The following is a 13,691-nucleotide window of genomic DNA, read 5'->3' on the forward strand; positions in this document are numbered from 1 at the left end:
AACATGAATAAAAGACGAGTTGCAATAACAGGGTTAGGTGCAGTTTCACCTATAGGGCATGATGTTCATTCCACCTGGAACAATTTAATTGCCGGGCAATCTGGGATAGGTGAAATCAAGCAGTTCGATGCCAGCGCTTTTCCAACCTATATTGCCGCAGAAGTGAAAAATTTCATTCCCAATCCATCTGTTAAGGGCAAACATACACGTTTTGCGATGTCTTTTACTCATTATGCTTTGGAAGCAGCACGTCAGGCATTTGAAGATGCTGCTGTATTGCCAACCCAACAGAACTCTTCTCGATGGGGTGTTGTGACGGGTAGTGGTATGATGACCGCTGAGTTTGATTATTTGAAGCGGTTTCAAAAAGTGTGTGCTGTGAACGGTGAAACCGATTGGAGCGCTCTTCAGGCCAATTCCAGGGAGTTTTATAAATTAACCGATTTTGGCAAAACCACTTCTAACTCAGGATTGTCGTTACTTATCCAGCATTTTGGTATCACGGGTTATGCATCATCAGTACATACCGCTTGTGCCTCAGGTGGACAAGCTTTAGGTTTGGCCATGCAGGTTATTCGTCGTGGTGAAGCTGATTTTATGTTGGCAGGTGGATTTGATTCCATGATTAATCCATTGGGTCTCTCCAGTTTTTGTTTGTTGGGTGCTTTATCTACTTATAATGATACGCCTCATACCGCCAGCCGGCCGTTTGATGCAACTCGTAATGGTTTTGTCCTGGGTGAAGGTGCTGCTTTTTTAATACTCGAAGAGTGGGAAAAAGCAAAAGCACGAGGCGCTCGTATTTATGCTGAATTAGCTGGCGAAGGTAATTCATTAAGTTCTTACCGAATTACTGATTCTCATCCAAACGGCGATGGCGCAATTCAGGCCATTGAGCGTGCTCTTAAAGATGCAGGGGTTCAAGCTCGTGATGTGGATTATATAAATGCTCATGGTACTTCAACCAAAATGAATGATCTCAGTGAAACCAATGCAATTAAGGCAGTATTTGGAGATCGAATTGCTACTTTACCAACGAGTTCTACCAAGAGCCAGACTGGTCATTTGATAGCTGCTGCAGGTGCTCTTGAAGCGGTTTTATCAGTAAAATCGATAGAGCAGGCGCAAATTCCTAAAACGGCTAATTTAACTAACCCTGATCCAGAATGTGATTTGGATTATGTTACAGAAGGACCTCGTGAAAAGTCTCTGGGTGTTGTTTTATCCAATTCTTTCGGTTTTGGTGGTTCAAATAGTTGCCTGTTGTTCAAGCATCCTGAGTTTGAAGGAGCACGTAAATGAGCGATTTAAACAGAGTATTTATTACAGGACGAAGTGCTTTAACTGCTTCAGGAAATACTGCTGCGGATACCTGGCAGGCAATTCTTTCAGGTGATAGTGGAATAGATGAAATTAAATATTGGGATTTATCCCAATGGTCACATCGCTTGGGCGGTGAATTGAAAGAGTTTCAACCGGCCAAAATGTTGCCCGATCGAAAATTGATAAAAGTTATCTCCCGTCAGGATGTTATGGGCATTAATGCTGCTGTGCAAGCTGTAGAACACAGTCAAATGCTTAGCTATCGTGATGCTCTCGATTCAGCTGAATTATTTAATGAGCAAACTGCTGTATATGTCGGCTCACCAGGAAATAAATATTTCCAACAATATGATTTTTTGCCATTATTAGCTAAAACTCAAGATGACATGCAAAGCTTTGCAAAGCAGTTGTTTGATGAGGTACATCCTATGTGGTTGTTACGGATTTTACCTAATAATGTGCTTGCATATACTGGCATAACCTATGGTTTTAAAGGACCAAACCATAATGTTACCAACCATGCAGTGGGAGGCACGCAAGCCATATTGGAAGCTTATCATGCCATACGAAGTGGTCAGGCGGACAGAGCTGTAGTTGTTGCTTATGATATGGGGGTTGAACCACAATCTTTGTTTTATTATGAGAAATTGGGTGTAGTAAGTAATCGACATTTAAAACCCTTTGATGATGAGCATGATGGAACGTTGTTGGCAGAAGGAGCCGCAGCGCTTGTTCTGGAAAGTGAAGCCAGTGTCCGTGCTCGTTCTGCAACGTGTTACGGTGAAATTCTTGGTGGTCTATCTGCCAGTGAAGCTACGGGGTTGTTTTCCATAGAATCTGATGGGCAACATTTAACGACGTTAATGGAGCGAACACTGGAAGCAGCCGAAATAGAACGGGAAAATATTGGATTAATCGTTGCCCATGGAAATGGTAATAGCAAATCTGATGATAGTGAAGCTCAATCAATTAGAACCGTTTTTGCTGATCATCACGTCCCTGTCACTGCGTTTAAATGGTCTATGGGACACACCTTATGCGCTTCAGGTGTATTGGATGCGGTACTGACAACTTATGCCTTGGAATCTCGTTGTGCCCCAGGTATCGCCAATTTGGAACAGGTTGCGCCCAACTGTGAGGGATTATCTTTAAGTGCAGGTCATCAGAAGATACAAGCTAATTCATCTGCGTTGATGATTAATAGAGGTTTTGCCAGTATGAACGCCTGTTTGGTGATTAAATCCTGTGACTGAATTAGAACAACAAATCCAATCATTACCGATTAGTCTGGCTGGAAAATTTATTTACAGATTTTTGCCATACCGAAAGCGATTAGTCTTGGCAAATATTAATCAGGTCTATTCTAATCAAATCAGTGACGCTCAAAAAATACATTTAGCAAAAGCCTACTATTCACACATCGCCACATCATTAAAAGAAGCGTTGCAATTGCGATTTATGAGTGAAAAAAAGCTGCGTAATCAGGTACAAGTCATTGGTCACGAAAAAATGTTGGCAGTGGTTGCCCAGCAAAAAGGGGTATTAGTTGTAACAGGCCATTTTGGGAATTGGGAGTTTGCACCTTTAGGTGGGGTACTAAGTTTTAAGGAATTTCAAGGGCAATTTCATTTTATCAGGCGTACTTTAAGGTTTAAATTTATTGAGCGCTTATTGTTTAAAAATTATTATAAAGTCGGTTTAAACGTTATTCCTAAAAAGAATTCCCTCGAGCAAGTCTGTGTAGCCCTGGAAAAAAATCATGCAGTAATTTTTGTGCTGGATCAACATGCGTCTCTGGCTAATAGAGATGGAATCGCAGTAGAGTTTTTTGGTAAAAAAGCAGGAACTTATAGAAGTTTGGCTACGTTATCACGCCATACCGGTGTGCCAGTAATTCCAGCAGCAGGGTATCGTTTGCCTAATGGCAAGCATGTTCTGGAGTTTCATGATCCCATTCCCTGGGAAGATCATGATTCTACGCAAGAAGCCCTTTATCAAAATACGTTGAAATATAATCAGGCTTTAGAAAAAATTATTTTGGCTCATCCTGAGCAATGGAACTGGCTGCACCGCCGTTGGAAACTCTCCTGAACGGGGGGCTTTGGCACATCTTGAACGAAAGGGAACTTAAAAAAATGCTCATGTACCTGATGTACACTCCGCTTTTTTTAAGTTCCCTTTCGTTCAACCTGCACTCAAATCCCCCCGTTCAGTGCCGGGACTGTTTTGGGTAAGACAGTTAAAAAATGCTCATGTACCTGATGGGCCCTCCGCTTTTTTAAGTCCCCTTTCGTTCAACCTGCACTCAAATCCCCCCGTTCAGTGCAGGGATTGTTTTGGGTAAGCCAGTTAAAAAATGTTCATGTACCTGATGGGCACTCCGCTTTTTTAAGTCCCCTTTCGTTCAACCTGCACTCAAATCCCCCGTCCAGTGCGGGGATTGTTTTGGGTAAGCCAGTTAAAAAATACTCATGTACCTGATGTACATTCCGCTTAGTGATGGGGCGTGCGCGTCCGCCTCTCGTCCCTTAGTTGTTTCAGGGCTATAAAAAGCCGATCAATCTCATCGTCATTAGTAAAATTTAAGATGGTTGTTTGTTTTTCGACCCTTAATATTTTGTAGCTTATATTGATAGAAAACCGATTAATTGAGATTTCAATAACTCCTTGTTTTGGCAGTAGGCTATTATTTGTTAAGCGTACTCCGGAGGCTGATATATCTATGACTTCAAAAGATAGATTTGCGATTTTAGCCAGAATTTCGCCTTTATTATTTATTCTGAAAAACGTTCGCCGCTCATCCATTTTACTTGCCAAATCATGGTGTTAATTTTTAATTGTAGGTTCGTCTTGAGGCAAACGTCAAGCTGCATGAGTGTATCATGGCCAAATCATTGATGGTTTATGATGTGTTACAGTATAAAAAAGCCCAGCAATGCGCTACTGGGCAAGGGTATTATAAAGACAAGGATTGAGTCGCCAGTGTGTTGGAGGGCGTATTGTCTGATGGAACACTATTAGAATTGGGCGCAAAAAAACTGCCGACATTACCTTTTGTCCAGTTCCAGGCGTCAGTTACTAAACTAGAAACTTTATCCAAGGTAATCGGTTCAGACGTACTAATAGAAGAGTTCCTTTTCGATAACTCCGTCTCCGCTTTAAGTTCTGGCAAAATGACACTAAATTCATCCACTATCGATTCTAAATTCGAGCTATTATGAATAAGTTGCGAATAGGATGAATCTTCATTTATTTGTTTGATGAGTAACTCCAAATCCTGTGGAGACCCCATAATCAGCATAAGCTCCAAAAGACGATACCGATTGGCATTAAGAACCTGATGATTTTTACTCAGCCAGGATTCTATCCCTTTATTATGTTGACTGTCTAATAACAGTTCATGAAACAACAGATTGATACGGGCTCTTAAATTCAGTTCTTCGTGAGCGTCCGTATTAAACGGATTTTTGCTCATATCTTCTATTAATTCATCAAGTTTTTGTAAAGAACATTGTTTTTCAAGGTTCTTTAGGAGACTGGGAAGTTTATAATCTGGTGTTTTAATAATGGTTCTATTTTCCTGTTCTAAGACTACTCGCTCCTCATCTGTATCCATTGGTTTACTCCATGAGGGAGCAACATACATCGGCAAGTTGGGGGAAAAGAAGCCTGTCCAACCGTTTATCCAGCAACGTTTAATACGCTGTATCAACAGAGCGAAAAAACCTTTATCTTCACTAAACGACAATTCCTGTTTGGCTTCAGAATAAGCTTTGGTTGCAATTTGAATAAGCTGTTCGTCTTTTTTGGGATCTAATTTTTTTAGCGCATCCGTGCATATCTCCATTACCAGTATATAATTTGGAACTCCTCCTTTTAAACCAAAATGCTGCAGGGTTCTTTGGGCATCGTATTTGAACATCCAGTAGCTTATGTTTTCATCATATAATTCCGGGTATTGTAAAAATGAGGTATATATTGCCTCTCTTACAGATTTGTTGACTTCAGGACGAATCATTAAAATTGCCGTATGATATATCGTTTTACGACGTGATTCGGAACAGCCTTCCTGCACATAATATCCCAGATAATTTCTAATGGTTTTACAAATCGTCTCCGTTTTCCCTTTAAAATGTAATAAAAAATAATCAAAAGCCTTGGTTGATTTTTCTTTTTTTGCTAACAGCTGAATTAGTGGATTTTCCGGAATGGTATTGTGTTCATCCATAGATTGAGGTTCTTGCTGCTCAGCTGGATGAATCCATCGGATAATGCCTCCTTTTTCTTCTTCTTTTTGAGGCAATGGCGGTCTTAATTGAATCAATTGAGTCATATTGTGAATGATTAATGTGCCCTCCTTATAAAATAGTTGGGTATCACCCGATTGAGCCTTGAGCCTTAAATAATAATTGGTGAGGTAACCTGTTTTATTTGTTATATCACTAAATTCTGTGCTGCCGTTTAAATGCATTAATAATTGGATGGTTTCCACGGATAGTGGTACAGGTTTTGATAATAATTTTTTTGCCAAAAGTTTGATATAACTCACATAATGGTCGTGATTTTTGCCATTGAGGTAGTGGTTAATTGCTGTTTTAAGATGCTTTTCTTGTTCATTTTCATGTAATAGTTTGAACCTTGGGTTGTATAAATCCAGGTGCTCTAGCATACAGTTGATTAAGGTTTCCTTTTTTTGATGATCCATCTTGTGTATTTCGGTTAGTACATGTGAGTCAACCAGTTTGCTAAGATGAGCCAGGATATAGTATGCATTGGGCATTAACGCATAATGATTCATCCAATACTGGATCACACCGGGATTTGGATATTGACCTAGAAGCTCATTAATTTGATCTTCGTTTAAAAGATGAAAATGTGGTATTGAACACAGAATACTGATTGCAGCCTCTGGCTGGAGCCTTTTGATTTGCTCTATAGTTAGGTGAGTGATATCCAGCTGATGTATCAGCGGATTGAGTCGCGATGGAGTGTGGGATTCATTATTGGTTAATCTGTTCAGTATGGAATTACCCATAAGGTTATTTAAGTATTCCTCCATGCTTAACAGATGAGTAATTAACAAGGATTTTACCAATTTATCCTGAGTACTATGAATTAATTCAATAATTTCATGATGTGTATATTGGTTGATTTGTAACGTGTTGATAAATGCGTTTTGAGCTTCTTGAGTTTCAGTGATTGATGTTTGATATTGCGTCGTATTTATCAGTATTTTCATTAGATTAAATTTGATATCGGCATTACTTTGCATGTTCATCCTCCTTGACCATAAATTCACTGAAGTTTGGCTTAAACTCATGCCTGAGAATTTATCTCGATATCAGTAATGGTTTTCAATTCCGTGGATTATCCAGCCTTCAGTTCACTGATTCGGAACAGCTGGATTTGCTCAGCATAACTGTTTGAAAAAAAAATTCAATAGCTGTCTTATTTTTGTGAACATTGTTATTAAAACAGCTTGCCTTCGTAAACAAAAGTGGCTGGACCTGTGAGAGTAATATGATCATTAATATGAGGCCAATCAATGATTAAATTTCCTCCGGGGAGCGATACGGTGATTTGATCCGAGAGACCATAGAATAAACGACCTATTGCAGCTGCTGCAACAGCACCGCTACCGCAGGCTTGTGTTTCTCCACAACCTCTTTCATAAACCCTTAGGTTAATGTGATCTTTATTTAAAATGTGCATGAAGCCAGTATTGGTTTGTTCTGGAAAACGAGGATGGGTACTGATTTGTCTACCTAGTTCGAGCACTGGGGCTGATTCTAAATTGTGTACCAAAAGTACTGCATGAGGATTCCCAACGCTAATGGCATGAAGAGGAACAGCAGTGTGCTGATCCAGCTCCAGTGAATATTCGTCTGATTGATGATCTGCCAGGAATGGAATATCTTTGGGCGCCAGTTTGGGTTTACCCATGTCTACACTGACACTATTATCATCATTAATGACTAACTCCATAGTAGTGGATTCAGTAGCCACTGTCATTTTACTTTTTGAAGTTAAACCGTAATATTTGGCAAACAGTGCAAGACACCGTGCACCATTACCACATTGTCCAACTTCTTGCCCATTGGCATTAAAAATACGATAAGTAAAATCCACTCCTTCAGTTTTCGCTGGTTCAATTAGCAGACATTGGTCAAAGCCTATTCCAGTGTTACGATGAGCCAATAAGGCTATTTGCTGCGGGAGCAGGTTTATTTTTTGATTGACACCATCAATCACCATAAAATCATTACCTAAACCATGCATTTTTGTAAATTGAATATTCATAATTAAACTCTTTAGGATGATTTAGCGGTTGGTGTGGCCGTTTCAGGTGCCGGGAGATATAAAGGCCCCTTTTGCCCGCAAGCAGTTAAAAATAATACTGTCGCACAAACTAATAATGCAAAATATCGCGTCATTGTACAGGCCATTGGTTAAAACATTATTATATGAAATTTATCAATGAAAGAGAACTGAGCGTTGAGTTCTCTTGTTCAAGAAACAAGCCTGTCTTCTGGCAGATTAAATAGTGATGCTAGATGAAGGGGTGGAATCCTTTGGCATATCAGTTCTATTTTCTCTAAGTACCTCAATTGAACTATGCATGCTTTTCGTAATGCGTTGATATGACTGAGGATTAATATAGAAAATTTCGCTGTGTTTTTGATTATGGTTTTCTATCCAGGAGAGGGTGTAAATGAGCATATCCGGGATAAAAGAATCATCATTGTATTGTGGTTTTACTTTGATAAGAATTTCATCCGTATCCTCGTCTATCAGCTTTTTTCTGACAAAAAGTTCAACTGCTTCAAGGGTATTATAATTTGCAGCATCCGTAGTTGGAACCAGATTAATGATTTCTTTTTGGGGATCGGGAGTGATGAGTTCCTGAGTGTCTCCTAAAAAATGAGCGATCAGATGCGACCAGTGATGCGCGCGGCCATCAGCAGGTTTAATTTCTATGCCATGAGCTCTGAATACATCACTGGCTTTTACTTTGGTTATCGAATATTGGCTTTGTCTTCTGGACAATCCGGAGCGTTCATTGATACCCTCCAAAGTAGCTATAAATTGTACTTCCTCAGCTTGCGGGATTTGTAATTTTGGCAGTGTATCCATCAATTTAATTCGTGATACTTTTTGAAGGTTCACTCGTCCTTCTCTGGGGGCTTTGCTTTCAGGTGTCAAATGTTTATACAGGGTATGTTCATCTATAGTACAAAGGGGTCTTGCTTTACTTCCACCTGGAGTTTTTGCAACCTTAGGGTATCGTTTATCGGGTGTGGCAGGGGATAATTTACTGTATCGTGCTCCAGTAGCTTCAATTGGGAGCTGTAGATCTCTATTTTCATCTGTTTCTTCGAGGATTAATGGATTTATCCCCTCGTCTTTACGAAATGACTGAAATGTTCTTTTTGCTGGTCGTTCTTCGCCAAAAAAACTTCGTTTGGCCTCACGTCGCGGTTGTGGTTTGGTTATAGAATGGGTTAGATCATCATATTTTACTTTTCTAATGGAACTTAAGGCATTGAAAAAGAAATAGGGGGTAACATGGAGCCGATCTTGTTGCTCATATTTCCTTATAATAGTTAACCATTCCGCACGGGAGATGGATAAGGATTCCAGATCGATATTTTTAAAACAACGGCGATTCTTCATATTGAAGATTTTTTCAGAGGCAATTTCCTGGGCTTTAAACAGTTCGGAGAGCGAGTCATTTTGCAGCTCCAATGATACGTTTTCTTGATTAAGGTTATTTAACGCAATTAAAATCTCTGTTGGTGAGGCACCACTGTGGTTTACAAGAGCGTTAATAAACGCGGGACGTAATGAAGAGTCTAACTGACTGTATTGTTTACTGTACAGGAACCATTCATAGTTGTTCAGTATACTGGCACAGGGTCTGCTGGCAAGTTCTTTAATTAGTTGCTCTATCATTCGTTTATGTCTCAATATTCGTTTAACGTCATCTGTTCTTTTGAACTATGCAGTATTCTTTAGCATGTTCAGACAAGATTTTGATAAAACTCAGTGCATTTAAATTAATTGGTTCAAAAAAGTTTTATGACAATTTAAATGATTAAGTGACACAAATCCTATCTTAATGACAAACACTATGATAAAATTTTATACATAAAAATGCAAGAGATTATTAACCACATTCATACTCAATTTATTAAATATTGAGTGATTTCAGTAATGATTGCTCCTTTTTTATTTTCAAATACATTGATTTTATTCCCTTCTGAATATTCACAATTAATTCGTTTAAATGGAAATACTAAACTTGCACTGCTCCTTTGCATTGGCGATAATTTGTATTTTTTGGTGGAGAACCAATTTTGGGCATATATATGAATGATCCGCAGGAAAAGGCGCAGGCATGTGTCATTTGGCTGCATGGGTTAGGTGCTGATGCTTCTGATATGATGGGGTTGGCAGATCAGTTAATGATTAAGGATGTGGCGATACGTCATGTATTTATCGATGCGCCTTCACGTCCTGTTACTCTGAATGGTGGTATGGTCATGCCAGCATGGTATGACATTATTGGAATAAAGTTGTTGGATAGAGAAGACAAGCAAGGAATTGAACAATCAGAAGAACTGATTCGACACGTCATGGATTCACAGCTCAACGATGGTTTTCAGTATTCACAAATTTATCTTGCCGGGTTTTCACAAGGTGGGGCAATGGCTCTTCACACCGCGCTTCATACTGCACATACTTTAGGTGGAGTCATTGCATTATCTGCATATTTACCATTGGCAGGAACTAATACTCCACAATTGGATAAACATACCCCAATATTTATGGGTTTCGGTCAGTTTGATCCTCTTGTTTTACCTGTATGGACTCAACAAAGTAGGGATTGGTTACTGAATAAAGGATATAATGATATCTTTTTTCAACAGTACCCAATGGAACATTCCATTTGTTATGAAGAAATCAAAGACCTTAGTCTTTGGCTTAATAAGCAGGTTCAAGGAGCTGTGTAATGCCTATTGTAAAAAGATCACGAATAGTCAAGTATACTTGTGAGCAAATGTATGGTTTGGTTAATGATGTTGACCATTATGCGGAATTTCTACCTTATTGCGCAGAAAGTACAGTACATCATCGTGATGATGATGAAGTGCAGGCTACTTTAGTTATCGGTGCTGCCGGGATGAGCAAATCATTTACTACCCGTAATCGTTTACAAATCAATAAAATGATTGAAATTCGTCTTGTAGATGGTCCTTTTAGTCATTTGGAAGGCTTTTGGCGTTTCGATGAAGTAGAAAATGGCTGTAAAATTTCCTTTGACCTTGAGTTTGAATTTTCTGGAAAAATATTTTCCATGCTTCTTGGCCCTGTGTTCGATCAAGTAACGGATAAAATGGTCGATGCATTTTGTGATAGGGCAGAGGTTGTATATGGTAAAAGTTGAGGTGGTTTATATCGCCAGGGAAGGCACTGTTTTTCACCATGATTTGGAATTAAAACCTGGTTCATGTGTTGCTGATGCTTTAACGGCATCAGGGATCTTCGATTCAAATCCAGAAACCAGAGACTTGCCTGTAGGAATATTTGCGAAGCAGATTTCTATGGATACCCTCCTTAAAGACGGCGACAGGATAGAATTATATCGGCCATTGGTGTGTGATCCTAAAGAAAAAAGACGTCAGAAAGCTCGTTTGAGAAAATGAATCAGGTTGAGCCTTGTGATTTAAGGTAGATCTTCCAGATCCCGCAGAAAATCTGCGGGAGTCAGGAGGTAAAGCTGAACTGAATTTTCGAAAAGGTGTAGACAATTCAGCACTGCGTTCAGGATGACGACACTTGATATGGTGTCGATTATGTTTAGGGTCGGTGTTCAATTCGGCTTATTGAGTTACCTTTAAAATAAATAACTACGGTTCGAATTGCCATACTGCCTGTACCTCTACGCCAGGTATATGCATAATCCCATCGATCATTGTTAAATGTGGGGCTCATTAAGCTGGTACCCATTAAAATGGCTGCATCATTTTTACTCATGCCCACTCTTAATCGTTCTACTTTTGATTGAGGAAGTAAGTTCCCCTGCTGAGCGATGCGTCTGGCAAAATCATATGATGCACATTGAGTTAGAGTTAATGATAAAATGAGTGTTACAAGAAGGGTTATTATTCGCATATTTTTTGCCTACCGTGAAAAATTTCGCCATAATAACATGCCATTTATTTAAAGACACCACTAAACGGGTGCAAATTCATTACTGCTAAGGAGCACAAGTGGAAGAGAGTCAGCAGTTAAAAGATGCCGGATTAAAAATTACCTTGCCGCGCTTGAAGGTATTGCAAATTTTAGAGCAATCTCGTAATCATCATTTAAGCGCTGAGGATGTCTATAAGGCATTATTGGAAACAGGTGAAGATGTTGGTCTGGCTACTGTCTACCGAGTTCTTACTCAGTTCGAAGCTGCCGGATTAGTATCCCGTCACAATTTTGAAGGGGGATATTCCGTTTTTGAATTGTGTCAGGGGGAACATCATGATCATTTGGTTTGTGTAAAATGTGGCCGAGTAGAAGAGTTTGTTGATGAGATTATTGAACAGCGTCAGAAAGTCATTGCTGAAAAGGCTCAATTTAAAATGACGGATCACGCACTTAATATCTACGGCATCTGCCCACAGTGTACCTGAATTTCGCCGCTCAATAAAAGTTAAAACAAGAGTGCGTCATAAGAACCAGCCGTTTAATCCATGGATATCATGAGTATGGAATTTGATTATATTATTGTAGGTGCGGGAAGTGCTGGTTGCGTACTCGCCTCACGGTTAAGTGAAAATCCAGCGAATCAAGTGTTACTTGTAGAAGCTGGTGGTAGTAACAAATCCCCTCTGATTCAGATACCGTTTTTTACGGTGCTGACCATGCCTTTTTGGCTGAAGAACTGGCATTATTGGACTGTTCCGCAACCAGGGCTTTACAATCGATGTGGGTATCAACCCAGGGGTAAGGCGCTTGGTGGTTCCAGTGCTATTAATGCCATGATTTATATCAGGGGGCAGGGCGAAGATTACGATGAGTGGGCGCTAACTACATCAACGGATTGGTCTTATGATTCCGTGTTACCTCTTTTCAAAAAATTTGAACATAATTACAGTATTCACGACTCATATCATGGGCAAGATGGGGAATTGGCCGTAAATGATTTGGTGAGCCCAAATCCCATTTCTCAAGTGTTTGTTGAAGCCGGGAAAGCCTGCGGATATGACTATAACCCTGATTTTAATGGAGCAAGTCAATCTGGTGTTGGTTTATATCAGGTCACTCAAAAAGCAGGTAAGCGACATTCGGCAGCAGATGCATTCCTGGACCCAATATCAGATCGAGCCAATTTGACGGTATTAACCCGGGCGCATGTTTTAAAATTATTGATTAGCGGAACGCATTGTCACGGGATAAAGGTACAACATAAAGGCAAAAAAATCGAGTTTAGCGCCAGAAAGAAAGTAATTTTGAGTGCTGGAGCTATTAATTCACCGCATTTATTATTGCTATCAGGAGTTGGGCCGCGAGAAGAGTTGTCTCGTCATGGAATAAACTGCATTCATGAATTACCTGGAGTTGGCGAGAATTTTCATGATCATCCTGATTATGTGCATGTATACAAAGCCAATAATCCCAATCTTTTGGGTTTTGGCCCTTCTGCGCTATGGGATATATTTAAAGCGTATCGTGTGTATAAAAAAAATTCAACAGGAATGATGGCTACAAATTTTGCAGAAGCGGGTGGTTTTCTTTCGACAGATTCACAACAGGAACGACCTGATATCCAATTGCATTTTGTTCCAGGCATTGTTGATGCTCATTGTCATAAGTTTCATTTTGCTCGAGGAATGTCACTACATTTTTGTGTACTTCGCCCTAAAAGCCGTGGTCGAATCAGTTTGAAATCCGCCAATCCATTCCACGCTCCGGCTATTGATCCTAACTTTTTAGCGCATGACTACGATTTGGAGATTATGCTACGCGCTTATAAAATGACTCAAGAACTGATGGAACATGAACTGTTTTCTTCATGTAACGCAAGACCTATATATCAAGCAACCTCAGACGCAGAAATCATTCAATTAATACGGCAACGTGCTGATACGGTGTATCATCCCGTCGGAAGCTGTCGTATGGGTCATGATGATATGGCTGTGGTGGATTCACGGCTGAATGTACATGGTATTACCGGGTTGGTTATAGCGGATGCTTCCATTATGCCGCAAGTTGTATCAGGTAATACGAATGCGCCAACGATGATGATTGCAGAACAGGCCGCACGATTTATCCTGGATTAAAGCAATGTCCGAGGTTTAAGATTATACTTAAGA

General features: G+C 39.8%; 14 protein-coding genes. 8 read left to right on the forward strand and 6 right to left on the reverse strand.

Annotation, left to right across the window (positions count from 1 at the left end; translation table 11 throughout):
- The first annotated feature begins 3 nt into the window (after positions 1-3).
- The 3 genes from IZU94_RS12940 to IZU94_RS12950 are packed head-to-tail and all read left to right on the forward strand — an operon-like array spanning position 4 to position 3,414.
- Positions 4-1,302 (forward strand): beta-ketoacyl-[acyl-carrier-protein] synthase family protein, encoded by a 1,299-nt coding sequence (locus IZU94_RS12940; protein ID WP_203111150.1) that lies wholly within the window; start codon positions 4-6, stop codon positions 1,300-1,302.
- On the forward strand, positions 1,299-2,576 hold the full coding sequence (locus tag IZU94_RS12945; RefSeq protein ID WP_203111151.1) for a beta-ketoacyl-[acyl-carrier-protein] synthase family protein: 1,278 nt from the start codon (positions 1,299-1,301) through the stop codon (positions 2,574-2,576). The genes IZU94_RS12940 and IZU94_RS12945 overlap by 4 nt, the downstream gene beginning before the upstream one ends.
- Positions 2,569-3,414 (forward strand): lysophospholipid acyltransferase family protein, encoded by an 846-nt coding sequence (locus IZU94_RS12950; protein WP_203111152.1) that lies wholly within the window; start codon positions 2,569-2,571, stop codon positions 3,412-3,414. Before IZU94_RS12945 ends, IZU94_RS12950 begins: the two co-directional genes overlap by 8 nt.
- Before the next feature lie 402 nt (positions 3,415-3,816).
- On the opposite strand, the gene IZU94_RS12955 is transcribed toward IZU94_RS12950, so the two are convergent.
- The 5 genes from IZU94_RS12955 to IZU94_RS12975 form a co-directional block, all read right to left on the reverse strand.
- Complete coding sequence (locus tag IZU94_RS12955) at positions 3,817-4,128, reverse strand: PilZ domain-containing protein (protein ID WP_203111153.1); 312 nt, start codon at positions 4,126-4,128, stop codon at positions 3,817-3,819.
- A 151-nt stretch (positions 4,129-4,279) separates the two neighbouring features.
- Entirely contained in the window at positions 4,280-6,595 is a 2,316-nt protein-coding gene (locus tag IZU94_RS12960) for a type IV secretion protein Dot (protein WP_203111154.1), read from the reverse strand.
- A 197-nt stretch (positions 6,596-6,792) separates the two neighbouring features.
- The gene (gene dapF / locus IZU94_RS12965; protein ID WP_203111155.1) at positions 6,793-7,623 is read right to left on the reverse strand and encodes a diaminopimelate epimerase; all 831 of its coding nucleotides are present in this window, start codon (positions 7,621-7,623) and stop codon (positions 6,793-6,795) included.
- Positions 7,624-7,634: 11 nt separating this feature from the next.
- Positions 7,635-7,757: an LPS translocon maturation chaperone LptM gene (lptM, locus tag IZU94_RS12970; protein ID WP_203111156.1), complete on the reverse strand. Its 123-nt coding sequence runs from the start codon at positions 7,755-7,757 to the stop codon at positions 7,635-7,637.
- A 103-nt stretch (positions 7,758-7,860) separates the two neighbouring features.
- Positions 7,861-9,276 carry a hypothetical protein gene (locus IZU94_RS12975; RefSeq protein ID WP_203111157.1) on the reverse strand — a complete coding sequence of 472 codons (1,416 nt, stop codon included), beginning with the start codon at positions 9,274-9,276 and terminating at the stop codon, positions 7,861-7,863.
- A gap of 416 nt (positions 9,277-9,692) precedes the next feature.
- Here IZU94_RS12975 and IZU94_RS12980 point away from each other — a divergent pair, with 416 nt between their 5' ends.
- The 3 genes from IZU94_RS12980 to IZU94_RS12990 are packed head-to-tail and all read left to right on the forward strand — an operon-like array spanning position 9,693 to position 11,030.
- Complete coding sequence (locus IZU94_RS12980) at positions 9,693-10,337, forward strand: alpha/beta hydrolase (protein ID WP_203111158.1); 645 nt, start codon at positions 9,693-9,695, stop codon at positions 10,335-10,337.
- Positions 10,337-10,771, forward strand: coding sequence for a type II toxin-antitoxin system RatA family toxin (locus IZU94_RS12985; RefSeq protein WP_203111160.1), 435 nt, complete (start codon positions 10,337-10,339; stop codon positions 10,769-10,771). Before IZU94_RS12980 ends, IZU94_RS12985 begins: the two co-directional genes overlap by 1 nt.
- Positions 10,758-11,030, forward strand: a complete 273-nt coding sequence (locus IZU94_RS12990; protein ID WP_203111161.1) for an RnfH family protein — start codon at positions 10,758-10,760, stop codon at positions 11,028-11,030. Before IZU94_RS12985 ends, IZU94_RS12990 begins: the two co-directional genes overlap by 14 nt.
- 154 nt (positions 11,031-11,184) lie before the next feature.
- On the opposite strand, the gene IZU94_RS12995 is transcribed toward IZU94_RS12990, so the two are convergent.
- Positions 11,185-11,499, reverse strand: coding sequence for an outer membrane protein assembly factor BamE (locus IZU94_RS12995; protein ID WP_203111162.1), 315 nt, complete (start codon positions 11,497-11,499; stop codon positions 11,185-11,187).
- Positions 11,500-11,597: 98 nt separating this feature from the next.
- Here IZU94_RS12995 and fur point away from each other — a divergent pair, with 98 nt between their 5' ends.
- Both fur and IZU94_RS13005 read left to right on the forward strand, forming a co-directional pair.
- Positions 11,598-12,008: a ferric iron uptake transcriptional regulator gene (fur, locus tag IZU94_RS13000; protein WP_203111163.1), complete on the forward strand. Its 411-nt coding sequence runs from the start codon at positions 11,598-11,600 to the stop codon at positions 12,006-12,008.
- A gap of 69 nt (positions 12,009-12,077) precedes the next feature.
- Entirely contained in the window at positions 12,078-13,658 is a 1,581-nt protein-coding gene (locus tag IZU94_RS13005; RefSeq protein WP_238400372.1) for a GMC family oxidoreductase, read from the forward strand.
- Positions 13,659-13,691: the final 33 nt, after the last annotated feature.

This window comes from Legionella bononiensis (genome assembly GCF_016786215.1).
Taxonomy (GTDB): Bacteria; Pseudomonadota; Gammaproteobacteria; order Legionellales; family Legionellaceae; genus Legionella; species Legionella bononiensis.